The following is a 26754-nucleotide window of genomic DNA, read 5'->3' as shown; positions in this document are numbered from 1 at the left end:
CCTCACTTGACGCCCTTGCTGATTTTCAACGGCATCGGCGCCAACCTGGAGCTGATATTTCCGTTCGTCCAGGCGCTGGATCCGGACCTGGAAGTCATCGCCTTCGACGTACCCGGTGTCGGCGGCTCATCCACTCCCAGCCGGCCGTATCGCTTTTCGGGCCTGGCGAAACTGACCGCGCGAATGCTCGACTATCTCGATTACGGGCAGGTCAATGTGATCGGCGTGTCATGGGGTGGCGCCCTGGCGCAGCAATTTGCCTATGACTATCCCGAGCGCTGCAAGAAGCTGGTGCTGGCAGCCACGGCGGCCGGCACAGTGATGGTACCGGGTAAACCGAAAGTGCTGTGGATGATGGCCAGCCCACGACGCTACATCCAGCCGTCCCATGTGATTCGCATCGCGCCGATGATCTATGGCGGCTCGTTCCGTCGCGATCCAACCCTGGCGGCCAGTCACGCCGCGCGGGTTCGCTCGGCAGGCAAACTGGGCTACTACTGGCAGCTGTTCGCCGGGTTTGGCTGGACCAGCATTCACTGGCTGCACAAGATCCAACAGCCGACCCTGGTGCTGGCCGGCGACGACGACCCACTGATCCCGCTGATCAATATGCGCATGCTGGCCTGGCGAATTCCCAATGCCCAATTGCACATCATCGACGACGGGCATCTGTTCTTGATTACCCGGGCCGAAGCGGTGGCACCGATCATCATGAAGTTTCTCGAAGAGGAACGTCAGCGCGCTGTGATGCATCCGCATCCGGCGCCATCGGGCAGTTGACCGGCCCCGGCTTTGGTTCAGGAAAAGAGCGTCGACAGGACGTCGTACCGCGCAACAATCCGCAACAACGTCTATGGTGATTTGTTCGGTGAGTTTGTTTTTGGCCTGATGACGAAGGAGTGTTGACTCATGCGCGACAAACCAGCGAAGGGCTCCTTGCCCACTCCCGCTGCATTCATCAACGCACAGAGTGCGGTTACCGGTCTGCGCGGCCGGGACTTGCTTTCAACCTTGCGCAGCCTGGCCACCCATGGCCTGCGCAACCCGGTGTACACGGCCCGGCATGCCTTGAAGCTGGGCGGCCAGCTTGGCCGCGTGTTGTTGGGTGAAACCCTGCATCCGATCAATCCGCAAGACAATCGCTTTGCCGACCCGGCGTGGAGCCTCAACCCTTTTTATCGCCGCAGCTTGCAGGCCTACCTGAGTTGGCAGAAGGAGGTCAAAAACTGGATCGACGAGAGCAACCTGAGCCCGGACGATCGCGCCCGCGCCCACTTTGCGTTTGCCTTGATCAACGACGCCGTGGCGCCGTCCAACACCCTGCTCAATCCGCTGGCGGTCAAGGAGATCTTCAACTCTGGCGGTCACAGCCTGGTGCGGGGTATCGGCCATTTGCTTGACGATCTGCTGCACAACGACGGCTTGCCCAGACAGGTCACCAAACAAGCATTCGAGGTAGGCAAGACAGTCGCCACCACCACCGGCTCCGTGGTGTTTCGCAATGAGCTGCTGGAACTGATCCAGTACAAGCCGATGAGCGAAAAACAGTATTCCAAGCCGTTGCTGATCGTGCCGCCACAGATCAACAAGTTCTACATTTTCGATTTGAGCCCCAGTAACAGCTTCGTCCAGTTCGCCCTTAAAAACGGCTTGCAGACCTTCGTGATCAGCTGGCGCAATCCTGATGTGCGTCACCGCGAATGGGGGCTGTCGTCTTACGTCGAAGCCACCGAAGAAGCGATGAATGTGTGCCGGGCGATTACCGGCTCCCGCGACGTCAACCTGATGGGTGCCTGCGCCGGCGGGCTGACCATCGCCGCGCTGCAAGGGCACTTGCAGGCCAAGCGGCAGCTGCGGCGGGTGTCCAGCGCGACCTATCTGGTCAGCCTGCTCGACAGTCAGATAGAAAGCCCGGCCACCCTCTTCGTCGACGAACAAACGCTGGAAGCGGCCAAGCGCCGCTCATATCAGAAGGGCGTTCTGGAAGGTCGCGACATGGCCAGGGTTTTTGCCTGGATGCGCCCCAACGATTTGATCTGGAATTACTTCGTCAATAACTACCTGCTGGGCAAGGAGCCACCGGCGTTCGACATCCTCTACTGGAACAATGACAACACGCGCCTGCCGGCAGCGTTTCATGGCGATCTGCTGGACTTCTTCAAGCACAACCCGCTGAGTCATCCGGGTGGGCTGGAAGTGTGCGGCACACCGATCGACCTGCAGAAAGTCACCGTCGACAGTTTCAGCGTGGCCGGCATGAACGATCACATCACCCCGTGGGATGCGGTGTATCGCTCGACTTTGCTACTGGGTGGCGAGCGACGCTTCGTGCTGTCGAGCAGCGGTCATGTGCAGAGCATTCTCAACCCGCCGCACAACTCGAAAGCCAACTACGTCGAGAACCCGAAACTGAGCAGCGACCCGCGGGCCTGGTATTACGACGCCAAACGCGTCGACGGCAGTTGGTGGACACAATGGCTGAGCTGGATTCAGGAACGCTCCGGCGCACTACACGAAACCAAGATGACCCTCGGCAACCAGAACTATCCACCGATGGAGGCGGCACCCGGTACTTACGTGCGCGTGCGCTGACGTTCAATGAACCACGGCCGCCAATGGCCGTGGCCTGACTCGACCATTAAGAAGACTGGATGAAAACCCGCGACCGGATTCTCGAATGTGCCCTGCAGTTGTTCAATCAGAAGGGCGAACCGAACGTGTCCACCATGGAGGTGGCCAACGAAATGGGCATCAGCCCGGGCAACCTCTACTACCACTTCCACGGCAAGGAGCCGCTGATCCTGGGGCTGTTCGAACGCTTCCAGACCGAACTGACGCCCTTGCTCGATCCACCGTCCGATGTGGAATTGGCCCCCGAAGATTACTGGCTGTTCCTGCACCTGATCGTCGAACGCCTGGCACAATACCGGTTTCTGTTCCAGGACTTGTCGAACCTTGCCGGCCGCCTGCCGAAACTGGCCAAGGGGATACGCAACCTGCTCAATGCGTTGAAGCGCACACTGGCTTCATTGCTGGCACAGTTGAAGGCTCAGGGGCAGTTGGTCAGCGACACCCAGGCGCTGGGACAACTGGTGGAGCAAATCACCATGACATTGCTGTTCTCGCTGGACTATCAGCGGATTCTCGACCGTGAAGGTGAAGTACGACTGGTGGTGTACCAGATCATGATGCTGGTGGCGCCGCATTTGTTGCCGCCGGTCAAAGTCGCGACCGAGCGGTTGGCGTTGCAGTACCTCGAAGAGCACAACTGACCCGGTGGGTCTTCGATGGTTTCTGGAATCCATGCACAAACAAAAACGCCCGACCTTTACAGGCCGGGCGTTTTTTTGCGTCCTGGAAATCAGGACTGACTGGTTGGCGCCGATGGAGTCGGTGCGATAGTCGGGGTTACAGCAGGGGTCGGCGCAGCGGCGGAGTTCGCCGGACTGACCGGGGTTGCCGGTTTGGCGGCAGCCACTGCTGGTTTCGGAGCGGCCGCTTTCGGGGCGGCTGGTTTTTTCACTGCTGGCTTCTTCGCCGCAGCGGGTTTGGCCGCTGCGGTTTTAGCTGCAGGTCTGGCCGCTGGTTTTGCTGCAGCTTTTGCAGCGGGTTTAGCGGCCGCTTTGGCTGCAGGTTTCGCAGCAGCAGTTTTGGCGGCCGGTTTGGCAGCAGGTTTCGCTGCGGCCTTGGCCAATGGTTTGGCAGCGCTTTTGGCTGCCGGTTTGGCCGCTGCGGTTTTCGCCGCAACAGGCGCAACCTTGGCACCGGTGAGTTTTTCGATTTGCTTGGTCAGGGTATCGACCTTGCTGTGCAGTGCCTTGACCTCATTGCGGCTCGGTACACCCAGGCGCGAAATGGCGCTGTTCAGGCGCTTGTCGAAAGCCCCTTCCAGCTCATCCCACTTGCCCAGTGCGCGATCTTTCACTCCGCTGATGCGCGACTTGGCCGACGAAGCGGAGTCCTTGGCAGCATCGACTTTCTTGCCGACAGCGCTCTTGGTGAGCTTCTCGGCTTTCTCGCCGTCCTTAACCAATGCATCGAAGAGTTTGCTGCCGTCAGAATCAATCTTCGAGTACACGCCTAAACCAGCCAGCCAGATCTTGCGGGAGTAGTCTTCGACCTTCCCGATCCACGAGCTGCCTTCTTTTTCAGTATTCTTTTTGCCAGCCATCCCGTTCTCCTTAAGATTTACGCGCGACACGTTCGAGCAATGCTGTCAGCTCATCGAGCTTAGCAGAGAGTGTCTCCACGTCATGTTTAGACGGAATGCCGATACGATTCAAGGCACTTGCGATACGCGTATCGAAAGCCTTCTCGACTTTGTCGAGTTGAAGTTCGACTTTGCCTTTGAAAGTACTCACTTCACTCTTGGCTTCATCGATCTCGGCATTAGCCGCTTCAAGTTTCTCAGCAACTACTTTTTTGCCTTTCTTTTCAACAGCTTGACCAGCCTTGATCAACTCTTGAACGTACTCGCTACCTTCTTGACCGACCTTGGTGTAAGCACCCAGGCTCGCCAGCCAGATCTTGCGGGCATACGATCTGACGTCGTTCAGAGTGCTGGTCTCAACGTCGACTTTTTTCTTCACAATAACTTTGGCCATGGTCCACCTCACGCGCAGAAGGGTTGAGGAACTGCCCGCGAAAGTGTCGGGCTCAGGCACAAAGTAGGGAGAAAAATTAGAAACGGCACCCTAACAAATGACACAAATCGGTGGTGCCTCCGGGAAAAGATCTCAGTCTTCGGCAACGCCTGCAGATGTACACATTTCAATGCAGGAGCCGCCGAAGGCTGCGCTCTTTGGGGAATCACGCGAGGGCTTTGTCGAGGGCCCTTTCGATTTCCGATTTGATGGTGCTGCTCATGGCGGACATCAACAGCCCCAGTTCGACATCGACCCTGATCGAATCCTCGCCCACATGCACTGCCCCTTTCACACCGGAGCGCTTGAGGTTCAGCGTGTCGCCAGACCACTGTGGCTCCAGGCCATATTGATCGGACAGTTTCTGCGCCAACTTGTCGGCCTTCTCGCGGGCCGCTTCCTTACCCAGGCCATGGGCACGCTCAACACTAATATGGGCCATCGAATGACTCCTGCTTTATGGACACTTCCTGAAGCATCTTGACCGTTACTGCGTCAAAACGTCCCGGTTTCTCTATATCTTACCTTCAGCCTTGCCAAGACAAAGCAGGCCACCGGGATTAGAATGTCCCGCATTCTATTTTGGTGACAGCGATATGACTGATCAGCGCAAAGGCAGCGATGCCGAACCCACCACTCACTTCGGCTTCAAAAACGTTCCGGAAAGCCAGAAAGCGGAAAAAGTCGCTGAGGTTTTCCACTCGGTAGCCGCCAAGTACGACTTGATGAACGACCTCCTGTCGGGCGGCATGCACCGTCTGTGGAAGCGTTTCGCGATCGAACTGTCGGGCGTGCGTGCCGGTAACCGCGTGCTGGACATCGCCGGCGGCACTGGCGACCTGACCAAAAAGTTTTCGCATCTTGTGGGGCCAACTGGTCAGGTAGTGTTGGCCGACATCAACGAATCCATGCTCAAGGTCGGTCGTGACCGCCTGCTGGATCTGGGTGTGTCCGGCAACGTCGAATTCGTCCAGGCCGACGCTGAAAAGCTGCCGTTCCCGGACAACCACTTCGACTGCGTGACCATCGCTTTCGGCCTGCGCAACGTGACGCATAAAGAAGACGCCCTGCGCTCGATGCTGCGCGTGCTCAAGCCCGGCGGTCGCCTGCTGGTGCTGGAGTTCTCCAAACCCACCAACGCACTGATGTCCAAAGCCTACGATGCCTATTCGTTTGCCTTCATGCCGTTGATGGGCAAGCTGATCACCAATGATTCGGAAAGCTATCGCTACCTGGCCGAATCGATCCGCATGCACCCGAATCAGGAAACCCTGAAGTCGATGATGGTCGAGGCCGGTTTCGACCGCGTGACCTACCACAACATGACCGCAGGCATCGTCGCCCTGCACCGTGGCATCAAACCCTGATGTTGCTGGCCGGCCTGCTCGCCAGCGTTGAACTCGGTCTGAACCGGGTGCTGCGTCTCGACAGCACGGCGCTGCCGCGGCTGGCGCATTTGAGTGGCAAGGTGATTGCCGTCGACTGCCGCAGCCCGGCGTTGCAATTGTTCATCCTGCCCAGCGATGAAGGCCTGATGCTGGCGTCCCACTGGGAAACCGGTGCCGACTGCACCTTGCGCGCACCGGCCTCAAGCCTGCTGAAACTGGCGACGAGCAAAGACAAGACGTCGGTGCTGCATGCCCCGGAAGTCGAACTCGACGGCGACAGCGGCGTGCTGCTGGAACTGGCGGCGGTCCTTCAGGACCTGGAGCTGGACTGGGAGTATGAACTCTCGCGCTGGCTGGGGCCTGTGGCCACGCAACTGGTCGGAGGTCATCTGCGCAGCCGCGCACGCTGGTATCAGCAAGGGTTCGCCAGCCTCAACCAGAACCTGGGCGAATACCTGGCCGAAGAATCGCGCACCCTGGTCGGTCAGCGCGAAGCCGAAGCCCGTTTCAGTGAACTGGACCAGATCAAACTCGATCTGGAACGTCTCGAGGCGCGTTTCGAGCGCCTTTCCCGATCCCTCGACCCAAGCGATAACGCATGAAGCTGCTTGCCGTCCGCCGTTTGTTGCGCATCCAGCGCGTCGTGATCCGCTACCGCCTCGATGACCTGCTGTTCGCCCTGCCATTGCCCTGGTTTCTGCTGGCGCTGCGCTATGCCTTGCCGTGGCGCTGGTTCCCGCGCAAGCCCCTGGACCTGAGCCGTGGCGCACGATTGCGCCTGGCGTTGCAGGACCTTGGGCCGATTTTCATCAAGTTCGGCCAGATCCTTTCGACACGCCGCGACCTGCTGCCCGAAGACATCGCCGATGAGTTGATGATGTTGCAGGACCGCGTGCCGCCGTTCGACTCACAAGTGTCGGTCCGGCTGATCGAAGAGCAGCTCGGCAAAAAGATCAGTGAAGTCTTCTCTCGTTTCGACGTCGAACCGCTGGCCTCGGCCTCGGTGGCGCAGGTGCATGCCGCGCAGCTGAAAACCGGTGAAGAAGTGGTGGTCAAGGTGATCCGCCCGGGCCTCAAGCCGGTGATTGCCCAGGACCTGGCATGGCTGTTCATTCTTGCCCGCGCCGCGGAAAAACTCTCGGCCGACGCCCGTCTGCTACACCCGGTGGACGTGGTCAGTGATTACGAAAAAACCATCTACGACGAACTCGATCTGCTGCGTGAGGCCGCCAACGCCAGCCAGTTGAAGCGCAACTTCGACGGTTCGCCGCTACTGTATGTGCCGCAAGTCTATTGGGACTGGTGCCGACCGAAAGTGCTGGTGATGGAGCGCATCTACGGGATTCAGGTCACCGACCTCGCGACCCTGGCCGACCAGCGCACCGACATGAAAATGCTCGCCGAGCGTGGCGTGGAGATCTTCTTCACCCAGGTGTTCCGCGACAGCTTCTTCCACGCCGACATGCACCCCGGCAACATTTTCGTCAGCACCGTGCAGCCCTGGAGCCCGCAGTACATCGCCATCGACTGCGGCATCGTCGGCAGCCTGACCCCGGAAGACCAGGACTATCTGGCGCGCAACCTGTTCGCGTTCTTCAAGCGTGACTACCGGCGTGTCGCGCAATTACACATCGACTCGGGCTGGGTACCGGCGGAAACCAAGCTCAACGAATTCGAAGCGGCGATCCGCACGGTGTGCGAGCCGATCTTCGAAAAACCGTTGAAAGATATTTCCTTTGGTCAGGTACTGATGCGCCTGTTCCAGACCGCTCGACGCTTCAACATGGAAGTGCAGCCGCAGTTGGTCTTGCTGCAAAAAACCCTGTTGAACATCGAAGGCCTGGGTCGTCAGTTGTACCCGGACCTCGATCTGTGGAACACCGCCCAGCCGTTCCTCGAACGCTGGATGCGCGAGCGCGTCAGCCCCAAAGCCTTGCTGGGCAACGTGCAGAGCCAGTTCGAGCAGATCCCGCACCTGGCCAACATGGCCCGCGACCTGCTTGAGCGCATGTCCCAACCCCACGCCAACGACCCGCCGCCTCCGTGGCACCGGCGCAAGGACGACGTGTTCCTGCGCCTGCTCGGCACCGCTCATCTGGCGGGTGGCACGATACTCGCAGCCGGTGGCCCGTTGCACGAACTGGGGCATTGGCCCGCCGGAATCATGGTGGCGATCGGCTTGTATCTGGTCGTTCGCCGATAGCCAGTTGGATCATCGGCTGGCACACTGTTTGAACGCTGAATTTGAACATTGGCCTCAACTATTGAAGTAGAGCCCGCTGTCGGAGTCGAAGATGAAAAACTGGCTGGACGAGATCAAGTGGGACGCCGATGGACTGGTGCCGGCGATTGCCCAGGATCACAAGACCGGACGCGTCCTGATGATGGCCTGGATGAACCGCGAAGCACTGCAATTGACCGCCGCCGAGAACCGTGCCATTTACTGGTCACGTTCCCGTGGCAAGCTGTGGCGCAAGGGCGAAGAGTCCGGCCACGTGCAAATCCTGCATGAGATGCGCCTGGACTGTGACGCTGACGTGATCATCCTGATGGTCGAGCAGATCGGCGACATCGCCTGCCATACCGGCCGTCAGAGCTGCTTCTACCGCGTTTTCGAGAACGGCGACTGGAAAACCGTCGACCCGGTTCTCAAAGACCCGCACGCTATCTATTGCGCAGGACATACTCATGACTGACACCCTGACCCGTCTGGCCCAGGTGCTGGAAGAACGCAAAGGCGCCGCCGCCGACAGCTCGTACGTCGCCAGCCTGTACCACAAGGGCTTGAACAAGATTCTGGAAAAGGTCGGCGAAGAGTCGGTCGAAACCATTATCGCCGCCAAGGATGCCGCCATCAGCGGTGACTGCAGCGATGTGATCTACGAGACCGCCGACCTGTGGTTCCACAGCATGGTCATGCTCGCCCAGTTGGGGCAACATCCACAGGCTGTGCTCGATGAACTTGACCGTCGCTTCGGTCTGTCCGGACACGTCGAGAAAGCCTCGCGTCCGTCCGCCTGAATAATTATTAGAGAGGAACGCAACATGGGCATTTTTGACTGGAAACACTGGATCGTCATCCTGGTTGTCGTGGTGCTGGTGTTCGGCACCAAGAAACTGAAAAATCTCGGCACTGACGTGGGCGAGTCGATCAAGGGCTTTCGCAAGGCCATGAACGACGAAGAGAAACCGGCCGACCCGACTGCGACTCCGGCCCAACCGGTTCCGCCGACCCAGCCACAGGCCACAACGCCTGTGAACCCGCCGCACACCATCGACGTGCAGGCGCAAAAAGTCGAAGAGCCGATCCGCAAAGACTCGTGAGCACTGACTAATGTTTGGTATCAGCTTCTCTGAACTGCTGCTCGTCGGCCTCGTCGCCCTGCTGGTGCTGGGCCCCGAGCGCCTGCCGGGTGCTGCGCGCACCGCTGGCCTGTGGGTCGGGCGGCTGAAGCGCAGCTTCAACGCGATCAAACAGGAAGTTGAACGTGAAATCGGTGCCGACGAAATTCGCCGGCAACTGCACAACGAGCACATTCTGTCCCTGGAGCAGGAGGCGCGGAAGATTTTCACGCCGACCCAGCAGGAGCCAACGCCGGTGGAACCTGTGGCGACGCCGACGATTCATGCGCCAACAGCTGAAGTCACGCCGGCGGTTGCAGCTGCTGAACCTGCGCCTGCCAGCCCAGTAGAACCTGTTGCTCCTGCCGCTGCGCCGACAACCCCGGCGCCTCACGACACCACTTTGCCGCCGCGAGCCCCATGAGCGATCTCCCCGAAAACGACCAGCACATGCCACTGGTCTCGCACCTCACCGAGTTGCGCACCCGTCTGCTGCGCTGTGTAGCGGCGATTTTCATTATCTTCGCCGGGTTGTTCGCCTTCACCCAGCAGATCTACACCTTCGTCTCCACGCCGCTGCGCCAGTACCTGCCGGCCGGCGCGACGATGATCGCCACCGACGTGTCGTCGCCGTTCCTGACGCCGCTGAAGCTGACCATGATGGTCTCGCTGTTCCTGGCAATCCCGGTGATCCTGCATCAGATCTGGGGTTTCATCGCGCCAGGCCTGTACAAGCACGAGAAGCGCATCGCCGTGCCGTTGCTGGTCTCCAGCATCCTGCTGTTCTACACCGGCATGGCCTTCGCCTATTTCCTGGTGTTCCCGCTGATCTTCAAGTTCTTCGCCGCTGCCACCCCGGCCGGCGTGGAAATGATGACCGACATCACCAGCTACCTCGATTTCGTCATGACGCTGTTCTTCGCCTTCGGCGTGGCGTTCGAGATCCCGGTGGCCGTGGTGCTGCTGGTGTGGATCGGCGTGGTCAACGTCGCCTACCTGAAGAAAATCCGCCCGTATGTGGTCATCGGCTGCTTCGTGGTCGGCATGATCCTGACGCCGCCGGACATCTTCTCGCAGACGCTGTTGGCCGTACCAATGTGGTTGCTGTTCGAGATCGGCGTCCTGTTCGGCAGCCTGATCAGCAAACGCGGCGAGCACCCGGACGAAAAACCGGCTGACGATCACAACGATCAGCCGCCAGCGACCCAAGCGTGAACCTGCTGCTCCTCGAGGAGGCCGATTTCATTGCGGCCGACCGGGCGATCCTGCGCGATCGCCGCTTGACCCATATGCAGGAAGTCCATCGCTGTGAAGTGGGTGACAGCATGCGCGTCGGGCGTATCGACGGGCTGATGGGCGCAGCCGAAGTACTGCGCCTGGACGCTGACGAAGCCGAGTTGCGCGTCACCCTCGACCAGCCGCCACCAGCCAAGCTGCCACTGACCCTGGTATTGGCCCTGCCACGCCCGAAAATGCTCCGCAGGGTGTTTCAGACCGTGGCCGCCATGGGTGTGCCACGAATCGTTCTGGTAAACAGCTATCGCGTCGAGAAGAGCTTCTGGCAAACCCCGTTCCTGGAACCTGAGGCGATTCGCGAACAATTGATCCTGGGGCTTGAACAAGCCCGGGACAGCGTGCTGCCAGAGGTCGTCATCGAGAAGCGTTTCAAACCTTTTGTCGAAGATCGCCTGCCAGCAATCACTGAAGGCACTCTCGGCCTGGTCGGTCATCCCGGCAATTACCCGCCCTGCCCCCGTGGCCTGGACGAACCCGTGACCTTGGCCATCGGCCCCGAAGGCGGCTGGATTCCTTACGAAATCGACCTGCTGGCCAAGGCCGGCCTGCAACCGGTGCAGCTCGGCGAGCGCATCCTGCGGGTCGAAACCGCCGTCACTGCACTGCTTTCGCGGCTGTTCTAACCCAGACACTTACCCTTGTGGCGAGGGAGCTTGTCGGATCGCCGCACCGTCCCGCTCGGCTGCGAAGCAGTCGTAAAACAGGTGAATGCGGTCTTGCCGGGAAAAGCGGTGGCCGCTTCGCGCCCAAGCGGGAGCAAGCTCCCTCGCCACAGGTTTTGCTCACCTACAGGTTCCAGCCTGCCTGCCGATACAGTCCCCATAAAACCAATCAATGGTCCGAGGGAGTCGCAGCATGTACCGATGGCTAGCCGAGAAACTGGGAAACGTAAGCGTCAATCGCAAGTTGAGTGTCGGCTTTGGCCTCGTGCTGCTCATGACCCTCCTGATCACTTTCACTGGCTGGAATAGCCTAGGCAGTGTGATCAGTCGCGCAGACAAGCAGAGCTACATCTCCGGCCTCAACGAGTTGGGCAAGGATTTGCGAACCGCCCGTCTCGACTACGAAATGCGCCGTGGCGAACAAGGCCCGGCAGCCGTCAGCGAACTCTTGGGCAAGCTTGACGATGGCGTGCAAGTCGCCCTCAAAATGTTTGTGCGCATCTCGGACCAGGAAGTGCTCAATCAGCAACTGGCCACCATCGGTGATTACAAACGCGCCTTTGCCGACATGACTCAAGCGACGCAGAACCGCGAATCGGCCCGATCCAAGCTCGGCGCCACCGCCGACAACGCTGTGGCCAAGGTGACAGAAGTCGAAAAGTCCTTGCTGCAAGGCGACAGCGTCACTCAATTCAACAACGTGGTCGAGCTGAGCAAACTGCTCCAGCAAGCGCGCTTCCAGGTTCGCGGTTATACCTACAGCGGCAAGCCCGAAGCCGAGCAACCCGCGCTGGATGCCATCGACAACGCCCTGAAAAACCTTGAAAGCCTGCCGGGCAAACTGCCAGAACAACACAGCGCCAACCTGCAACAAGCCACCGAATCGCTCAAGGGCTACCGTGTCGCAGTCAGCCAGTTCCGCGATTCGCAAGTGGCCAGCGCCGTCGCCCTCAAGAAGATGGTGGATCAAGAGACCCGCTTGAATGACCTGAGCGCACAACTGACCCGCTCGCAAACCGACAAACGTAACCAGGAGACGGCCCAAGCGAAAAGCACGCTGATCATCGTGACCGTCCTGGCATTGGCGTTTGGTCTGCTCGCAGCCTGGATCATTACGCGGCAGATCGTCGTTCCACTGCAACAGACGTTGGTGGCAGTCGAACGTGTTGCCTCGGGCGATCTGAGCCATAACCTTGAGGTCGCTCGCAGCGACGAGCTGGGTCAATTACAAAGCACCCTTCAGCGGATGGTCGTCAGTCTGCGGGAACTGATCGGCGGCATCAGCGACGGCGTGACCCAAATCGCCAGCGCTGCTGAAGAACTGTCTGCCGTTACCGAGCAGACCAGCGCCGGGGTCAACAGTCAGAAGGTCGAAACCGATCAGGTGGCCACCGCCATGCACGAAATGACCGCCACCGTTCAGGAAGTCGCGCGCAATGCCGAGGAAGCGTCCGAAGCCGCCGTCGCCGCCGACCAGCAGGCCCGCGAGGGTGACAGGGTGGTCGGCGAAGCCATCGCCCAGATCGAGCGCCTGGCCCTCGAAGTCGGCAATTCCACTGCCGCCATGGGCGATCTGAAGCGCGAAAGCGACAAGATCGGCAGCGTGCTCGACGTGATCAAATCCGTGGCCCAGCAAACCAACCTGCTGGCGCTCAACGCCGCCATCGAAGCCGCTCGCGCCGGTGAAGCCGGGCGTGGCTTTGCAGTGGTCGCCGACGAGGTCCGCAGCCTGGCCCAGCGTACTCAGAAGTCCACCGAAGAAATCGAAGAGCTGATCGTTGGCCTGCAAACCGGCACTCAGCAAGTCGCGACCATCATGGACAACAGCCGCAGCCTGACCGACAGCAGCGTCGAACTGACCCGCCGTGCCGGTGGCTCACTGGAAAGCATCACCCGTACCGTGTCGGCGATCCAGTCGATGAACCAGCAGATCGCCGCTGCCGCCGAACAACAGAGCGCGGTGGCCGAGGAGATCAATCGCAGCGTGTTGAACGTGCGTGACGTGTCCGAGCAGACCTCGGCCGCGAGTGAAGAGACCGCGGCCTCCAGCGTCGAGCTGGCGCGGCTGGGGACGCATTTGCAGATGCTGGTGGGCAGATTCAAGGTTTAACACCACACAAAGCAAAAAGATCGCAGCATTCGGCAGCCTGTAGTAGGAGCTGCCGAAGGCTGCGATCTTTTTTGGGCGATGCGGTTACAAAACCTGGCGCAAAAACGCCTGCGCACGGGGATCCTTCGGTGCATCGAAGAACTCGGCCGGCGAGGCGTCTTCCAGCAATTTGCCGTGATCGAAGAACAGCACCCGGTCCGCCACTTCCCGGGCGAAGCCCATTTCGTGGGTGACGCAAACCATGGTCATGCCTTCCACGGCCAGGGTCTTCATCACATCCAGCACTTCACCGACCATTTCCGGGTCGAGCGCCGACGTCGGCTCATCGAACAGCATGACCTTCGGCTCCATCGCCAACGCCCGGGCGATGGCCACGCGCTGCTGCTGACCACCGGACAGGCGCGATGGAAACTCGTGGGCCTTCTGAGCGATACCAACCTTTTCCAGCAACACCATGGCCTTGGCCTCGCGCTCCTTCTTGCCGCGCTTGCGCACGACTTTCTGGGCCAGGCAGAGGTTTTCCAGCACGGTCATGTGCGGGAACAGGTTGAAATGCTGAAACACCATGCCGACTTCGCGGCGGTAGGCGTTGACGTCGGTTTTCGGGTCGGCCAGTTGCAGACCGTCGATGCTCACCGAACCGGAGTCGAACGCTTCCAGGCCATTCAGGCAGCGCAGAAAGGTCGACTTGCCGGAACCGGACGGGCCGATCACCACCAATACTTCGCCCTTCGCCACTTGGGTGGTGACGTTGTCCACCGCGCGAACCACCTGGCCGCGGGTGTCGAAGACTTTTATCAGATCGCGGACTWCAATCACTTTGCGCGAGCCTCCGCTCAAGCCGACTGGCGATTTTCGACAGCGGCAGGTTGATCAACAGGTACAACCCAGCCACGCAGAACAGGATTTCGAACGGCGAGAACGAGGTAGTGATGACTTCACGACCGCTTTTCAACAGTTCGGTAATCGCGATCACCGACACCAGCGAGGTGTCCTTGACCAGACTGATGAACTGCCCGGCCAGCGGTGGCAGCACGCGCTTGAACGCTTGTGGCAGCACCACGTGGCGCATCGACTGGCCACCGCTCAAACCGAGGGAGCGCGCCGCTTCGTTCTGGCCGCGTGCAATCGATTGCACGCCAGAGCGGATGATCTCCGCCACGTAGGCACCGGTGAACAGCGACAGCGCGGCGATCCCGGCGAACTCCCGGGAAAGGTTCATCACGGTGCCGATGAAGAAGTAGAAAATGAAAATCTGCACCAGCAGCGGCGTACCGCGCACCAGCTCGACATAGATCGTCGAGAGGTCGCGCAGGGTCGGGTTGTTCGACAGGCGGCACAGCCCGGTGGCCAGGCCGATCAGCAGGCCAAGCACGCCAGACACCAGGGACAACCACAACGTGGTCCAGAGACCCCATAGCAGCGGGCCGGCGGCCCAATGCCGGGTCACACCGATCACATCGCCTTCGGCCACATCATCGCCTTGCGCGACTTGCAGGCTGTTGTCGTCAACCGTCAGGTGCTGCTCATCCCCTGCATCATTGCGCAGGGTGACTTCAGCCTTGCTGCCCTTGCGCACCAGCTCACTGACGGTGGAGATGTCGGCCGCGCGCTGGGACTCTTCGGCGTGGTAGGCGAAGTACTGCGGCACACGGTTCCAGCGCCATTCGTAGGACATCAGCGAGGTGGCGTAGTACAACGCGCCGGCCAGGCCGATCAGCACCAGCACGGTTAATACGTGCCAGGGCCATTGGGCTTTTTTCTGTTTCATTTAAAGGCAAATCCATAACGATCAGGGCGCCCGCTCCCTCTGTGGCGAGGGAGCTTGCTCCCGCTGGGTTGCGCAGCAACCCTGAAATCGGCCACCGCGCAACGTCGGGTAAAACGAGTCAATCGATTTACGACTGCTTCGCAGTCGGACGGGAGCAAGCTCCCTCGCCACAAAGGCGGTGTTATTCCATGTCCTTGAGCCAGGCGGTGTCTTTAAACCACTTGTCATGGATGCGATCGTAGGTGCCGTCTTCGTGGATCTGGTGCAGGAAGTTGTTGATGAAGTTGAGGCTGTCGTAATCGCCTTTCTTCAGGCCGAAAGCCAAAGGCTCATAGGTGAATGGCTTGTCGAGGAACAGCAGTTTGCCGTTGCCGACCTTGTTCACCGCCACGACGTTGTAAGGCGCGTCGTAGATGAAGGCGTCGGCCTTGCCGTTGACCACGTCGAGCACCGCTTCCTGCTCGTTGTCGTAGCCGTGGTACTTGGCTTTGGAAATGAGCTTTTTGGAGACCATCTCGCCAGTGGTGCCGAGCTTGGAGGTGATGCGGTAGTCGGCGGTGTTCAGGTCTTTATAGGACTTGATGGTGCCTTCCAGCTCCTTGCGGATCAGCAGCGTCTGGCCGACCACGATGAAGGGCTCGCTGAAGTTCAGGCGCAGGTTGCGTTCCTGGGTCAGGGTCATGCCACTGCCGATCATGTCGAACTTGTCGGTCAGCAGGGCCGGGATGATGCCGTCGTAGCCGGTGGATACCATTTCCAGCTTGACGCCCATGGTCTTGGCCATGGCTTTGAGGATGTCGACTTCGAAGCCGATGATTTCGCCGCGCTTGTTGGTCATTTCGAACGGCATGTAGGTCGGGTCCATGCCGACTTTCAGCGTGCCGCGTTTGACCGCGTCATCGATGGCACCGGCCTGCACCGCGCTGACTGCAACCAATGCCGTGACGCCGACCAGCAGCATCGACAGATACTTCTTCATCTTCAAGTCCCCAAAACCCATCGCATTGTGAGGCACGCAAACCGCAGGTTTCCTTTGGGAAACCGGCAGATACGAACAGAAAGTTGTCCGGGCGCACCAATTCGGGGACGGATGCTAACGCACTCGGCCGTTTGCACAAGGGGTTGAGGGAGATTTGTTTGATCGTTCCCACGCAGAACACGGGAGCGATCATCAGCACAAAAAAACCCCGCTTTCGCGGGGTTTTTCATTATGCCAACTGAGGCTGCACGCTCAACGGCTTGAGCGGCAACAGCGGCGCATGCGGATCGGCATCCACCGAAGTGCGCCAGGCCTGCAGCCACTCGGCATGGCCTTCGCTCCAGACCTGCTCATGCAAGCGACCCAGTGCCACCGGATCACTCAGCAGGGCCACGCGCTCGTTGTTGGTCAGCCCTTCAGGCCCGACCTTCATCGCATGGCGAACCCGCTCGATGCGCAGCCATTCGATCGGCTCGGCCTGACGGTGACGAGACGTCGCCAGCGCACACGCCAACGCGTTCTGCTGTGGATCGACCACCGACCGGACGAAGCCGTCGTGCAGTGCATGCCAGCGGTTTTCGTGGGTGTACTGATCGGTCGCCAGCAATGCCTGCGGCGGATTGTATTCCTCAGGAATCAGGAACAGGCTCTCGTCACGGGATTTCAGGCCCAGGCCGACACGACTGGAGATCACCGACACCGGAATCGACAGCATCAGCGAACCGACGATCGGCACCAGCCACCAGAGGAAGCTCGGGTTCAGCCAGATCACCAGCAGCGCCCAGAAGAAACCCAGCGCTGTTTGCGGACCGTGACGCTTGACCGCCTCGCTCCAGGGCGTGGAGTCGTCGTCACGTTGCGGCGAGTTCCAGGTCGCGGCCCAGCCGAGGAACGCGGCGAGCACGAAACGGGTGTGGAAAATCATCCGCACCGGCGCCAGCAGCATGGAGAACAACATTTCCAGCAGCATCGACAGCGTCACCTTGAACCTGCCACCGAACTCTTTCGCGCCTTTGGCCCAGATCAGGATGATGCTCAGCAGCTTCGGCAGGAACAGCAGCACGATAGTCGTCGAGAACAGTGCGATCGCCTTGTCCGGGTGCCATTGTGGCCACAGCGGATAGAGCTGGCGCGGTTCCAGGAAGTACTGCGGCTCCATCAGCGTGTTGGTCGCCAGCAGGGCTGTCGACAGCACGAGGAAGAAGAACCACAACGGCGCCGACAAGTAAGACATCACGCCTGTCAGGAACACCGCACGGTGTACCGGGTGCATGCCCTTGACCAGGAACAGCCGGAAGTTCATCAGGTTGCCGTGGCACCAGCGACGGTCACGCTTGAGTTCGTCCAGCAGGTTCGGTGGCAGTTCTTCGTAGCTGCCCGGCAAGTCATAGGCAATCCACACGCCCCAGCCGGCACGGCGCATCAGCGCCGCTTCAACGAAGTCGTGGGACAGAATCGCACCGGCGAACGCGCCTTTACCGGGCAACGGCGCCAGGGCGCAGTGCTCGATGAACGGCTTCATGCGGATGATCGCGTTGTGGCCCCAGTAGTGGGATTCGCCCAACTGCCAAAAGTGCAGGCCAGCGGTGAACAGTGGACCGTACACGCGGGTGGCGAACTGCTGCATACGCGCATAAAGGGTGTCCATGCCCGACGCACGCGGCGCGGTCTGGATGATCCCGGCGTCCGGCGTGGCTTCCATCAGGCGCACCAGGCTGCTCAGGCATTCGCCACTCATTACGCTGTCGGCGTCGAGCACGACCATGTATTTGTAGTCACCGCCCCAACGACGGCAGAAGTCGTCGAGGTTGCCGCTTTTACGTTTTACGCGACGACGGCGGCGGCGGTAGAAGATCTTGCCGAAGCCCTTGGCTTCACGGCAGACGTCCAGCCAGGCCTGCTGTTCGGCGACGCAGATATCGGCGTCGTTACTGTCGCTGAGCACGAAAAAGTCGAAACGATCCAGGTTACCCGAGGCTGCAACCGACTCGAAGGTCGCCCGCAAACCGGCGAACACCCGCGGCACGTCTTCGTTGCAGATCGGCATCACCAATGCGGTGCGTGCGTCCTTGGCGATCGGCTCGTTGCCGGCGCTGGCGCCGGAAATGCGGTACTTGTCGCGACCGGTGATCAACTCGAGGAAGCCCATCAGCGCGGTCCAGAAACCGGCCGACACCCAACAGAACAGAATCCCGAACAGAATCAGGATGCTGGTTTGCAACACGTAAGGCAGCACCTGGGCCGCAGTTTGCAGCAGCGGTTGGTGCAGGACTTCTTCCAGATCGACGAACGACCAGCCCTGGTACGGCATGATGCCTTTCATGTACCAGCCGGCGACGATCGTCTGACCAAGCATCAGCACCAACAGAATGTAACGACGGATCGAACCGACGGTGCGCCAGCGAGCTGCTGGCAACACGTTCTCGTCTTTCGGCGGCTTCGGCGGGTTGGTGCGACCGGTCAGCCGACGCCAGCCACGCACCAGGATATTGGTGCGCCATGGCTCCGGAACGACTTTGGTCCGACGGATCGGCGGGGCTGCCTTGAGGCAAACCCGACCACTGGCATCGAGTCCCAACATTTGCGCATCCGCCAGTTCTTCGGCGGTGTTCAGGGTCAGGCGCCGCCCGACCGACGCCTGGGCGGCATCGGTCGGCGCGTCGAACGCCTGGGACGACAGACGTTCGTGCAACTCACTGAAAGACTTGCAGCCCGCGAGTTCCGCGCGCTGCTCGTCGGTCATCGGCAAATGCGCCAGGTACTCGGCAAGCGTTTGTGGCTGTACTTGTGAATTACTCATCGGCAGGCAACTGATAGCTCCAGGTCTCGGTCAGGACTTGTTCAGTCGGTGCCGATTCCGGTGTGGCAGGGGCCGCTTCGGCAGCGACAGGCTGCTTGGCGTCTTTGTTGTCCTTGTCCTTGGTGTCCTTGACTTGCTGGGCTTGCGCTTCAGCTTGCTTGGCCTCCTTGTCCTTCTTCTCCTGCTGCTTGGCGGCGATCTTGTCGGCCTTGGCAACGGAAGAGCTGGACGCTGGCGCCGTGGTCTTGATCGTCTCGGCCGGCGTGATGGTCTTGACCAGTGCTGCACGCATTTCAGTGGACTTGCCCGGATCCTTGATCTTCATCCGCAGGGTCAGGCGCCAGCCCTTGGTTTCAGGGTTGTAACGGACACTGTTCTCGACCAGTTCCGCGTTGTCGCCAACGCTAACCTGGCTGCGTACTTCAGCATCTTCTGGCAAGTCTTGCAGGGACGGACCTTGGAAATCCACCAGGTAGGCCACGCTGCCGTCCGGCTGACGAATCAGGTTCGACTGCTTCACGTCACCCGTGGAACGCAGGGTCTGTTGAACCCAGGCGCTGTCCGCCGAATGCAGGGCGGCTTCGTCGATGGTCCAGTGCATGCGATAGGCGACGTCCAGGGGTTGGCCAGGCTCTGGCAGTTTTTCCGGACTCCAGAAAGCAACGATATTGTCGTTGGTTTCGTCAGCGGTAGGAATCTCCACCAGATCGACGGAGCCCTTGCCCCAATCGCCTTTCGGCTCGATCCAGGCACTTGGGCGCTTGTCGTAGCGGTCATCGAGGTCTTCGTAGTGGCTGAAGTCACGGCCACGTTGCAGCAAGCCGAAACCGCGCGGGTTCTCGATCGAGAAGTTGCTCACGGCCAGGTGTTTCGGGTTGTTCAATGGGCGCCAGATCCATTCGCCGTTGCCTGCATGGATCGACAGACCGCTGGAGTCGTGCAGTTCGCGACGGTAGTTCAGCACTTTCGACGGCTGGTTGGCGCCGAACAGGAACATGCTGGTCAGCGGCGCAACGCCAAGTTTGGTGACCTTGTCACGCAGGAACATCTTGGCCTTGACGTCGACGACCGTGTCGCTGCCCRGACGCAGGGTCAGGCGATAGGCACCAGTGGCGCGCGGCGAATCCAGCAGGGCGAAGATCACCAGGTGCTTGTCGCCCGGCTTCGGCTGCTGAATCCAGAACTCGGTGAAACGCGGGAACTCTTCGCCGGACGGCAAGGCGGTATCGATGGCCATGCCGCGAGCGGACAAGCCATAGGTGTGGCCTTTGCCGACGACGCGGAAGTAACTCGCGCCGAGCATGGTCATGATTTCGTCTTGCTTGTCGGCCTTGTTGATCGGGTAGAGCACACGGAAACCGGCATAACCCAGCTGCTCGGTGGCTTTAGGATCGAACTTCATATCGCCGAAATCGAAACGACTTGGGTCGTATTTGATCTCTTCGACGGTGTTGGCCGTGATTTCGTTGATTTTCACCGGCGTATCGAAGTGCATGCCCTGGTGATAGAACGACAGCTTGAATGGGGTTTTCTGGTTAGCCCACTCGGCTTTTTCGGTGAGGAAGCGGATTTTTTGATAATCCGCGAATTTCATTTCACGAAATTCATTCGGCAGGTTACTGCGCGGGGCTTCGTATTTTTGCCCGGCCAGCTCTTTTGCCTTGACCGATACGTCATCCAGATTGAATGCCCAAAGCTGGCCGGCGCTGAACAGGCAGAGCAGTGCAGAGCCCGCTACCAGAGCATTTCGAAACCGTTTGGCAGACAATTTTGGTGCATTACAGGGACTAACAATCACGAGCAACCCTCGCCGAAAACAGATCAAAAAACCAACGGCCAGTTAAAGTGCCAGCACGGTGTACGGTGGAAAAAACCGACCCTGCGGACCACTCTTGCCAAGTTGGCGAGCATTGTTCCGACTCCCATGGGGCAAAATGATTCCCCAACAGGCCGCGGACAAGTCTCTACCTAAGTCAAAATGGACCAACGAACGCTGATCCCCGTAGCGCGCGATTATCTAGTAGGCCGCGTTACAACGCATCAGGGGGAAGCAAGTATTTATCGGGAAAAGCCTCTGTTTTCAGCCGAAATGCCCTTAAAAACATGTTTCAAGCGCTTTCACGTCTGTAACAGGAAGGTTACCGGGCCATCATTGACCAGGTGCACCTGCATATCCGCGCCGAATCTACCTGATGCCACAGTGCCATGCACCTGTTTCGCTTTGCCCAATAGATAGTCGAACAGCGCCTCGCCCAAGGCCGGAGGGGCTGCAGTCGAAAAACTCGGACGCAACCCGTTTTTGGTATCGGCGGCCAGGGTGAACTGCGAGACCAGCAACAACCCGCCGTCCACGTCAGCCAAGGACAGATTCATCTTGCCCTCGGCGTCACTGAATACTCGATAGTTAAGCAGTTTATGCAGAAGTTTGTCGGCGCTGGCCTGCGTGTCGTCGGGTTCGACCGCCACCAGCACCAGCAACCCCTGATCTATCGCACCCACCACCTCTCCCGCGACCTCGACTCGCGCGCCGCGCACGCGTTGCAGCAGGGCCTTCATGCTTCGTCAGGCGACAGGTCGAGCAAGCGACGGGCCATCTGATCGGCGGCGCGTACCAATGCATCGGTGATCCCCGGTTCGGACGCCGCATGGCCGGCGTCGCGGATCACCTGCAGTTCGCTGTTCGGCCAGGCTTGATGCAGTTCCCAGGCGTTGTCCAGCGGGCAGATCACGTCATAGCGACCATGGACGATGACGCCGGGCAAATGGGCGATCTTGCCCATGTCGCGGATCAGCTGATTCGGCTCAAGGAAAGCGTTGTTGGTGAAGTAGTGACATTCGATGCGGGCGATGGACAACGCACGCTGGGGTTCGGAGAAACGATCGACCACCAGCGGGTTCGGACGCAAGGTCGCGGTGCGGCCTTCCCAGATGGACCAGGCCTTGGCCGCATGCATCTGGGCGATCTGGTCGTTGCCGACCAGGCGTTTGTGGAATGCCGTGAGCAAGTCGTCACGCTCGTCCAGCGGAATCGGCGCGATGTAGTCCTGCCAGTAATCGGGGAACAGGCGACTGGCGCCACACTGGTAGAACCACTCGATTTCCTGGGGACGGCAGAGAAAAATCCCGCGCAGAATCAGACCGTGCACGCGCTCCGGGTGGGTTTGCGCGTAAGCCAGGGCCAGGGTCGAACCCCAGGAACCGCCGAACAGCACCCATTTGTCGATGCCCAGGTGCTTGCGAATCCGCTCGAGGTCGGCGACCAGATCCCAGGTGGTGTTGTTCTCAAGGCTGGCGTGGGGCGTGGAGCGACCGCAACCGCGCTGGTCGAAGGTGACGATGCGATACAGGTTCGGATCGAAATACCGGCGGCTCTGCGCATCACACCCGGCGCCAGGGCCGCCGTGAATGAACACTACCGGCAAACCTTCCGGTGAACCGCTTTCGTCGACATACAGCGTATGGGTTTTATCGACGGCCAGATCGTGCCGGGCGTGGGGTTTGATCTGCGGGTACAAAGTCTGCATTGCGCGCTCCGTAAGGGGTCGAGGTCATCCCTGTAGGGACTTCTATTATTCTGCCGTCCGGCATCATAAACCCGAATTACTTCAATGAGCATGCCCCTTGCAGCGTCAGCGCTTGTCAGCCCGTCTTGTCAGCCAAATAGCCGAGCAGGGTTTCATAGAGTCGGTCGACCTCGGCAACCTGCCCCCGCGCCCGCAAGCACCCATGAACCAGCCCCTGACCGTAATAAAGCATTGCGCTCACGCCGGCGGCGTTGAGTCGCCCGGCGTAAAGCACGCCGTCATCGCGTAGCGGATCGAACTGCGCCACAGCGATCAGCGCCGGCGGCAGGCCGCTGAAGTCGGCGGCGAGCAAGGGCATCGCATAGGCCGTTGGCTGACGGACACCACCCAGGTACAGCGTGTGATAACAATCCAGATCGCTGCTGCTGAGCAATGGCGCGTCGGCGCATTCGCCGCGTGATGGCAACCGGTGATCACCGCCCAGGCCCGGATAGATCAGCACCTGCGCACAAGGCGCCGGTTCGCCGGCATCGCGCAAGGCCAGACACAGCGCAGCGGCAAGGTTGCCGCCAGCGCTGTCGCCGGCCACCAGCGTCCGCGCCGGGTCGAGCTGAAACGGCCCCGTGCGCAACGCACGCCAGACACTCAGGCAGTCATCGAACGCCGCTGGAAACGGATGCTCCGGCGCCAGCCGATAATCGACGGCGATCACCAACACACCGAGCACCGATGCCAGTTCGGCGCAGATGAAGTCGTGGGAGTCCAGATCCCCCACCACCCAACCGCCGCCATGCAGATACACAATGCAGGGCCAACCGTTGGTCGGCGGCGGAACCGGCGGTTGCCAGGCGCGCATCATCGTTCTTCGCGGGCAAGCCACGCTCCTACAGGTTCTGCGTCTTCCTCGCCAGAGTGCTCTCGCTCGACCAGTCAGTTTTTCAAACTGGCCTGAACGGTTGCCACCCCTTCCTTGCCATCGAAACTGCTGACACCCGCCAGCCAGCGCTGAAGGTCTTCGGGATGATCACGCAGCCACTGTTTGGCGACATCCTGCGGCGTCTTGCGCTCCATGATCGGCACCATCAACTGGCTTTCCTGGGCAGCGGTGAAGGTCAGGTTTTCCAATAGACGGTTCACGTTCGGGCAACGCTCGGCATAGTCCGGCGCGGTCACGGTGGAAACGGTCGCCGCGCCTTCGTTCGGGCCATAGACGTCTTCGCTGCCGGTCAGGTAGGCGATGTTCATGTTGATGTTCATCGGATGCGGGGTCCAGCCGACGAACACCACGAACTCCTTGCGATTGACCGCCCGCTGCACGGCGGCGAGCATCCCGGCCTCACCGGACTCGATCAGCTTGAAGTCCTTCAAACCGAAGCGGTTGGTCTCGATCATGGTTTTGATGGTGGTGTTGGCGCCGCTGCCTGGCTCGATGCCGTAAATCTTGCCGCCCAACTGATCCTTGAACCTGGCGATGTCAGCGAAGGTTTTCAGGCCGGCGGCAGCGACGTAATCAGGTACGGCGAGCGTTGCCTGGGCGTCGGCCAGGCTCGGTTTGTCCATGACCTTCACTTGATTGGCAGCGACGAACGGGGCGATGTTCTTGTCCATCGCCGGTTTCCAGTAACCGAGGAAGATATCGAGGCGTTTGTCGCGGATGCCGGCGAAGATGATTTGCTGCACGGCGCTGGTTTGCTTGCTTTCATAGCCAAGGCCATTGAGCAGCACATCGGCCATGCCGCTGGTGGCAATGACGTCGGTCCAGTTGACCACGCCCATGCGCACGGTCTTGCAGGAAGCGGGGTCGTTGGCGAAAACGCTGGTGCTCAGAAGAGCAGTGCCGGTGAGGATTAACAGACAGCGGTTGAACAGTCGTTTCATCGGGAAGGCTCGCTCGGCAGCAGATTATTGTGGGCCCGGTGTCTTTGTGCACCGTGCCCACAACGTTACGCAGCGCCGAGTCGGCAAAAGTGACCTGTGGCGACCGTGTTTTGCACGGTGGCGACTGTCCTGATGCGTTACCAAGGCGAACACTAATCTGTGGCGAGGGAGCTTGCTCCCGCTGGTTTGCGAAGCTGCCCCCAAACCATTCAACCGAGTTTCATCAGATACGCCCGACCAACAGGGTTTACGACGGCTTCGCCGCCGAGCGGGACGTGCGGCGATCCGACAAGCTCCCTCGCCACAAAGGCCCGTTCGCCACAGGGTTACGCGCTGTAATGCTTTTCGCCCCACGCCAACAACCCTTGCAGCAATTCCCTAAGCACCACTTGCGTCGGTGCCGCCAGGTCCGGGCGATAACGGAACGGCTGGAACTCTTCCATATACGTACACTGGCCCAACTCCAGTTGCACGGCATGAATGTTCTCGGCCGGGTTGCCGTAATGCCGGGTGATGTGACCGCCCTTGAATCGACCGTTCAACACATGGCTGTAATCGGTGTGCTTCGCGCAGATCGCTTCCAGCTGTGTGGCCAACTGTGGATCGCAGCTGGCGCCATTGAAGGTGCCGAGGTTGAAATCCGGCAGCTTGCCGTCGAACAGGTGCGGAATCACCGAACGGATCGAGTGCGCGTCGAACAGCAGCGCGTAGCCGAACTCGGCTTTCAGCCGCGCCAGCTCTTCCTGCAAGGTGCGGTGGTACGGCGTCCAGATCTGCTCCAGATACGTCGCCCGTTCCGCAGCCGACGGCTCCAGCCCTTCGCGGAACAACGGCACGCCATCGAACAGCGTCGCCGGATACAGACCGGTGGTGGCGCCGACATATAAAGGCTTGTCGTCGGACGGCCGATTCAGGTCGATGACAAACCGCGAGTACTCGGCCGCCAGGGTGCTGGCGCCCAGTTCGGCAGCGAACTCATAAAGCCGTGGAATGTGCCAGTCAGTGTCCGGCAGGCTTTTCGCGTCGGGGATCAACCCCGCTTCCACCGTCGGGGTCAGGCGCAGGCCGGCGTGGGGCATGCTGATCAGCAGTGGCACGCGGCCTTGTTTGAAGTTCAGAACCTTATCCACAACCGCTCTCCTACAGATTTGATTCAACGCCGTGACGCACGACGCGTTTTTCCAGGTCGCCGCCCAGCCAGTACGACAGGTCGGCCGGACGATCGATTTGCCAGGCGACGAAGTCTGCGACCTTGCCGGCTTCCAGCGAACCGTGGGTTTGGCCCATGCCCAAGGCGGTGGCGGCATGAATAGTCGCGCCCGCCAGCGCCTCTTCCGGGGTCATGCGGAAGCAGGTGCAGGCCATGTTCAGCATCAAGCGCAACGACAACGCCGGCGAAGTGCCCGGGTTAAGGTCGCTGGCGATGGCGATTTTCACACCGTGTTTGCGCAGGGCTTCCATCGGCGGCAATTGGGTTTCCCGCAAGAAGTAAAACGCGCCGGGCAGCAATACCGCGACGGTGCCGGACTTGGCCATGGCGATGGCGTCGGCTTCGGTCATGAATTCCAGATGATCGGCGGACAGTGCGTGGTAACGCGCCGCCAGGCTCGAACCGTGCAGCGATGACAATTGCTCGGCGTGCAGCTTCACCGGCAAGCCGAGGCTCTGCGCGGCGACGAACACCCGCTCGACCTGCTCTGGCGAAAACGCCAGGTATTCACAGAAAGCGTCTACCGCATCCACCAGCCCTTCGGCCGCCAGGGCCGGGAGCATTTCGCTGCAGATGTGATCGATGTAGGCGTCGGCGCGGTCGGTGTATTCCGGCGGCAAGGCGTGGGCCGCCAGGCACGTGCTGCGCACGCTAACGGGTAGCTCGGCGCCGAGACGACGGATCACCCGCAGGATCTTGCGTTCGCTGRCCAGGTCCAGGCCGTAGCCGGATTTCATTTCGACGGTGGTCACGCCATCACGCATCAGGCTTTTCAGACGCTTGGCGGCGCTGGCGAACAGTTCGTCTTCACTGGCGGCGCGGGTGGCGCGCACGGTGCTGGCAATGCCGCCGCCGGCAGCGGCGATTTCCGCGTAGCTGACGCCTTGCAGGCGCTGCTCGAATTCGCCGCTGCGGTTGCCGCCGAATACCGTATGGGTGTGGCAGTCGATCAGGCCCGGGGTGACCCAGGCCCCGCTCAAGTCATTGACCGCCGGGTACTCGCCGGCCGGCAGTTCGGCGCGTGGGCCGATCCACTCAATGTGCGCACCGGACGTCACGATGGCCGCATCCTCGATGATCGAGTAGACGCCTTGCGCCATGGTTGCGACGTGGCAGTGTTGCCAGAGCGTTTTCATCCTTGGCCTCCGTTA

At 60.3% G+C, this 26754-nt stretch carries 25 protein-coding genes and 3 pseudogenes; 14 read left to right on the top strand and 14 right to left on the bottom strand.

The window, feature by feature from the left end; all coding sequences use genetic code 11:
• The 3 genes from phaZ to AC1DIS_RS26915 all read left to right on the top strand — a co-directional run.
• On the top strand, positions 1–780 hold a 780-nt coding region (gene phaZ / locus AC1DIS_RS26925; RefSeq protein WP_477781190.1), incomplete at its 5' end, for a poly(3-hydroxyalkanoate) depolymerase.
• Between the two features lie 129 nt (positions 781–909).
• Positions 910–2592, top strand: coding sequence for a class II poly(R)-hydroxyalkanoic acid synthase (gene phaC / locus AC1DIS_RS26920; protein ID WP_111453925.1), 1683 nt, complete (start codon positions 910–912; stop codon positions 2590–2592).
• Between the two features lie 59 nt (positions 2593–2651).
• Entirely contained in the window at positions 2652–3272 is a 621-nt protein-coding gene (locus AC1DIS_RS26915; protein WP_018929155.1) for a TetR/AcrR family transcriptional regulator, read from the top strand.
• Positions 3273–3361: 89 nt separating this feature from the next.
• Here AC1DIS_RS26915 and AC1DIS_RS26910 read toward each other — a convergent pair whose 3' ends face one another.
• The 3 genes from AC1DIS_RS26910 to AC1DIS_RS26900 all read right to left on the bottom strand — a co-directional run bounded on the left by AC1DIS_RS26910 (position 3362) and on the right by AC1DIS_RS26900 (position 5085).
• The gene (locus AC1DIS_RS26910; RefSeq protein WP_477744136.1) at positions 3362–4171 is read right to left on the bottom strand and encodes a phasin family protein; all 810 of its coding nucleotides are present in this window, start codon (positions 4169–4171) and stop codon (positions 3362–3364) included.
• 10 nt (positions 4172–4181) lie between these two features.
• A complete protein-coding gene (locus AC1DIS_RS26905; RefSeq protein ID WP_111453927.1) occupies positions 4182–4604 on the bottom strand; it encodes a phasin family protein in 423 nt (140 codons plus the stop codon).
• Positions 4605–4809: 205 nt separating this feature from the next.
• Positions 4810–5085, bottom strand: a complete 276-nt coding sequence (locus AC1DIS_RS26900) for a polyhydroxyalkanoic acid system family protein (RefSeq protein WP_064615913.1) — start codon at positions 5083–5085, stop codon at positions 4810–4812.
• Between the two features lie 154 nt (positions 5086–5239).
• Here AC1DIS_RS26900 and ubiE point away from each other — a divergent pair, with 154 nt between their 5' ends.
• From ubiE to AC1DIS_RS26845, 11 genes and pseudogenes are all read left to right on the top strand, one after another.
• Positions 5240–6010 carry a bifunctional demethylmenaquinone methyltransferase/2-methoxy-6-polyprenyl-1,4-benzoquinol methylase UbiE gene (gene ubiE, locus AC1DIS_RS26895; protein WP_007936800.1) on the top strand — a complete coding sequence of 257 codons (771 nt, stop codon included), beginning with the start codon at positions 5240–5242 and terminating at the stop codon, positions 6008–6010.
• The gene (locus tag AC1DIS_RS26890; RefSeq protein ID WP_018929159.1) at positions 6010–6633 is read left to right on the top strand and encodes a ubiquinone biosynthesis accessory factor UbiJ; all 624 of its coding nucleotides are present in this window, start codon (positions 6010–6012) and stop codon (positions 6631–6633) included. Before ubiE ends, AC1DIS_RS26890 begins: the two co-directional genes overlap by 1 nt.
• Entirely contained in the window at positions 6630–8234 is a 1605-nt protein-coding gene (gene ubiB / locus AC1DIS_RS26885) for a ubiquinone biosynthesis regulatory protein kinase UbiB (protein ID WP_007936798.1), read from the top strand. Before AC1DIS_RS26890 ends, ubiB begins: the two co-directional genes overlap by 4 nt.
• 91 nt (positions 8235–8325) lie before the next feature.
• Positions 8326–8727: a phosphoribosyl-AMP cyclohydrolase gene (hisI, locus tag AC1DIS_RS26880; protein WP_018929161.1), complete on the top strand. Its 402-nt coding sequence runs from the start codon at positions 8326–8328 to the stop codon at positions 8725–8727.
• The gene (locus tag AC1DIS_RS26875; RefSeq protein WP_018929162.1) at positions 8720–9052 is read left to right on the top strand and encodes a phosphoribosyl-ATP diphosphatase; all 333 of its coding nucleotides are present in this window, start codon (positions 8720–8722) and stop codon (positions 9050–9052) included. Before hisI ends, AC1DIS_RS26875 begins: the two co-directional genes overlap by 8 nt.
• A gap of 24 nt (positions 9053–9076) precedes the next feature.
• Complete coding sequence (locus AC1DIS_RS26870) at positions 9077–9355, top strand: twin-arginine translocase TatA/TatE family subunit (protein WP_258672080.1); 279 nt, start codon at positions 9077–9079, stop codon at positions 9353–9355.
• A gap of 10 nt (positions 9356–9365) precedes the next feature.
• The gene (gene tatB, locus AC1DIS_RS26865; RefSeq protein WP_028939612.1) at positions 9366–9797 is read left to right on the top strand and encodes a Sec-independent protein translocase protein TatB; all 432 of its coding nucleotides are present in this window, start codon (positions 9366–9368) and stop codon (positions 9795–9797) included.
• Positions 9794–10588: a twin-arginine translocase subunit TatC gene (gene tatC, locus AC1DIS_RS26860; protein ID WP_018929165.1), complete on the top strand. Its 795-nt coding sequence runs from the start codon at positions 9794–9796 to the stop codon at positions 10586–10588. The genes tatB and tatC overlap by 4 nt, the downstream gene beginning before the upstream one ends.
• Entirely contained in the window at positions 10585–11292 is a 708-nt protein-coding gene (locus tag AC1DIS_RS26855; RefSeq protein ID WP_305410864.1) for a 16S rRNA (uracil(1498)-N(3))-methyltransferase, read from the top strand. Before tatC ends, AC1DIS_RS26855 begins: the two co-directional genes overlap by 4 nt.
• A gap of 211 nt (positions 11293–11503) precedes the next feature.
• A pseudogene (locus AC1DIS_RS26850) lies at positions 11504–12586 on the top strand (methyl-accepting chemotaxis protein); the annotation flags it as partial.
• Positions 12578–13441 (top strand): methyl-accepting chemotaxis protein, encoded by an 864-nt coding sequence (locus tag AC1DIS_RS26845; protein ID WP_371917767.1) that lies wholly within the window; start codon positions 12578–12580, stop codon positions 13439–13441. The pseudogene AC1DIS_RS26850 and the gene AC1DIS_RS26845, both read left to right, overlap by 9 nt.
• 84 nt (positions 13442–13525) lie before the next feature.
• Here AC1DIS_RS26845 and AC1DIS_RS26840 read toward each other — a convergent pair whose 3' ends face one another.
• The 11 genes and pseudogenes from AC1DIS_RS26840 to hutI all read right to left on the bottom strand — a co-directional run bounded on the left by AC1DIS_RS26840 (position 13526) and on the right by hutI (position 26739).
• Entirely contained in the window at positions 13526–14260 is a 735-nt protein-coding gene (locus AC1DIS_RS26840; protein ID WP_477781189.1) for an amino acid ABC transporter ATP-binding protein, read from the bottom strand.
• Positions 14256–15212 (bottom strand): annotated as a pseudogene (locus AC1DIS_RS26835) (amino acid ABC transporter permease); the annotation flags it as partial. The gene AC1DIS_RS26840 and the pseudogene AC1DIS_RS26835, both read right to left, overlap by 5 nt.
• 181 nt (positions 15213–15393) lie before the next feature.
• Positions 15394–16191 carry a transporter substrate-binding domain-containing protein gene (locus AC1DIS_RS26830; protein ID WP_477744135.1) on the bottom strand — a complete coding sequence of 266 codons (798 nt, stop codon included), beginning with the start codon at positions 16189–16191 and terminating at the stop codon, positions 15394–15396.
• A 229-nt stretch (positions 16192–16420) separates the two neighbouring features.
• On the bottom strand, positions 16421–18991 hold the full coding sequence (gene mdoH / locus AC1DIS_RS26825) for a glucans biosynthesis glucosyltransferase MdoH (RefSeq protein ID WP_111453930.1): 2571 nt from the start codon (positions 18989–18991) through the stop codon (positions 16421–16423).
• On the bottom strand, positions 18984–20789 hold the full coding sequence (locus tag AC1DIS_RS26820) for a glucan biosynthesis protein G (protein ID WP_477781188.1): 1806 nt from the start codon (positions 20787–20789) through the stop codon (positions 18984–18986). The genes mdoH and AC1DIS_RS26820 overlap by 8 nt, the downstream gene beginning before the upstream one ends.
• A gap of 320 nt (positions 20790–21109) precedes the next feature.
• Entirely contained in the window at positions 21110–21547 is a 438-nt protein-coding gene (gene dtd / locus AC1DIS_RS26815) for a D-aminoacyl-tRNA deacylase (protein ID WP_018929172.1), read from the bottom strand.
• The gene (gene pip / locus AC1DIS_RS26810) at positions 21544–22515 is read right to left on the bottom strand and encodes a prolyl aminopeptidase (protein ID WP_018929173.1); all 972 of its coding nucleotides are present in this window, start codon (positions 22513–22515) and stop codon (positions 21544–21546) included. Before pip ends, dtd begins: the two co-directional genes overlap by 4 nt.
• Positions 22516–22630: 115 nt before the next feature.
• Positions 22631–23371, bottom strand: a pseudogene (locus tag AC1DIS_RS26805) (alpha/beta hydrolase); the annotation flags it as partial.
• Between the two features lie 74 nt (positions 23372–23445).
• Entirely contained in the window at positions 23446–24393 is a 948-nt protein-coding gene (locus AC1DIS_RS26800; RefSeq protein ID WP_477744133.1) for a choline ABC transporter substrate-binding protein, read from the bottom strand.
• Between the two features lie 326 nt (positions 24394–24719).
• On the bottom strand, positions 24720–25523 hold the full coding sequence (gene hutG / locus AC1DIS_RS26795) for an N-formylglutamate deformylase (protein WP_477744132.1): 804 nt from the start codon (positions 25521–25523) through the stop codon (positions 24720–24722).
• A 10-nt stretch (positions 25524–25533) separates the two neighbouring features.
• Positions 25534–26739 carry an imidazolonepropionase gene (gene hutI, locus AC1DIS_RS26790; RefSeq protein WP_477781187.1) on the bottom strand — a complete coding sequence of 402 codons (1206 nt, stop codon included), beginning with the start codon at positions 26737–26739 and terminating at the stop codon, positions 25534–25536.
• Positions 26740–26754 lie beyond the last annotated feature (15 nt).

The organism is Pseudomonas sp. 05N433, assembly GCF_056396925.1.
Note: the sequence above shows the minus strand (reverse complement) of the source record. Positions and strands in the feature narration are given on the sequence as shown.

Coding starts and splice junctions, on each gene's coding strand:
- phaC (WP_111453925.1), top strand. CDS start 910: ATGCGCGACAAACCAGCGAAGGGCTCCTTGCCCACTCCCGCTGCATTC.
- AC1DIS_RS26915 (WP_018929155.1), top strand. CDS start 2,652: ATGAAAACCCGCGACCGGATTCTCGAATGTGCCCTGCAGTTGTTCAAT.
- AC1DIS_RS26910 (WP_477744136.1), bottom strand. CDS start 4,171: ATGGCTGGCAAAAAGAATACTGAAAAAGAAGGCAGCTCGTGGATCGGG.
- AC1DIS_RS26905 (WP_111453927.1), bottom strand. CDS start 4,604: ATGGCCAAAGTTATTGTGAAGAAAAAAGTCGACGTTGAGACCAGCACT.
- AC1DIS_RS26900 (WP_064615913.1), bottom strand. CDS start 5,085: ATGGCCCATATTAGTGTTGAGCGTGCCCATGGCCTGGGTAAGGAAGCG.
- ubiE (WP_007936800.1), top strand. CDS start 5,240: ATGACTGATCAGCGCAAAGGCAGCGATGCCGAACCCACCACTCACTTC.
- AC1DIS_RS26890 (WP_018929159.1), top strand. CDS start 6,010: ATGTTGCTGGCCGGCCTGCTCGCCAGCGTTGAACTCGGTCTGAACCGG.
- ubiB (WP_007936798.1), top strand. CDS start 6,630: ATGAAGCTGCTTGCCGTCCGCCGTTTGTTGCGCATCCAGCGCGTCGTG.
- hisI (WP_018929161.1), top strand. CDS start 8,326: ATGAAAAACTGGCTGGACGAGATCAAGTGGGACGCCGATGGACTGGTG.
- AC1DIS_RS26875 (WP_018929162.1), top strand. CDS start 8,720: ATGACTGACACCCTGACCCGTCTGGCCCAGGTGCTGGAAGAACGCAAA.
- AC1DIS_RS26870 (WP_258672080.1), top strand. CDS start 9,077: ATGGGCATTTTTGACTGGAAACACTGGATCGTCATCCTGGTTGTCGTG.
- tatB (WP_028939612.1), top strand. CDS start 9,366: ATGTTTGGTATCAGCTTCTCTGAACTGCTGCTCGTCGGCCTCGTCGCC.
- tatC (WP_018929165.1), top strand. CDS start 9,794: ATGAGCGATCTCCCCGAAAACGACCAGCACATGCCACTGGTCTCGCAC.
- AC1DIS_RS26845 (WP_371917767.1), top strand. CDS start 12,578: ATGGTCGTCAGTCTGCGGGAACTGATCGGCGGCATCAGCGACGGCGTG.
- AC1DIS_RS26830 (WP_477744135.1), bottom strand. CDS start 16,191: ATGAAGAAGTATCTGTCGATGCTGCTGGTCGGCGTCACGGCATTGGTT.
- mdoH (WP_111453930.1), bottom strand. CDS start 18,991: ATGAGTAATTCACAAGTACAGCCACAAACGCTTGCCGAGTACCTGGCG.
- dtd (WP_018929172.1), bottom strand. CDS start 21,547: ATGAAGGCCCTGCTGCAACGCGTGCGCGGCGCGCGAGTCGAGGTCGCG.
- pip (WP_018929173.1), bottom strand. CDS start 22,515: ATGCAGACTTTGTACCCGCAGATCAAACCCCACGCCCGGCACGATCTG.
- AC1DIS_RS26800 (WP_477744133.1), bottom strand. CDS start 24,393: ATGAAACGACTGTTCAACCGCTGTCTGTTAATCCTCACCGGCACTGCT.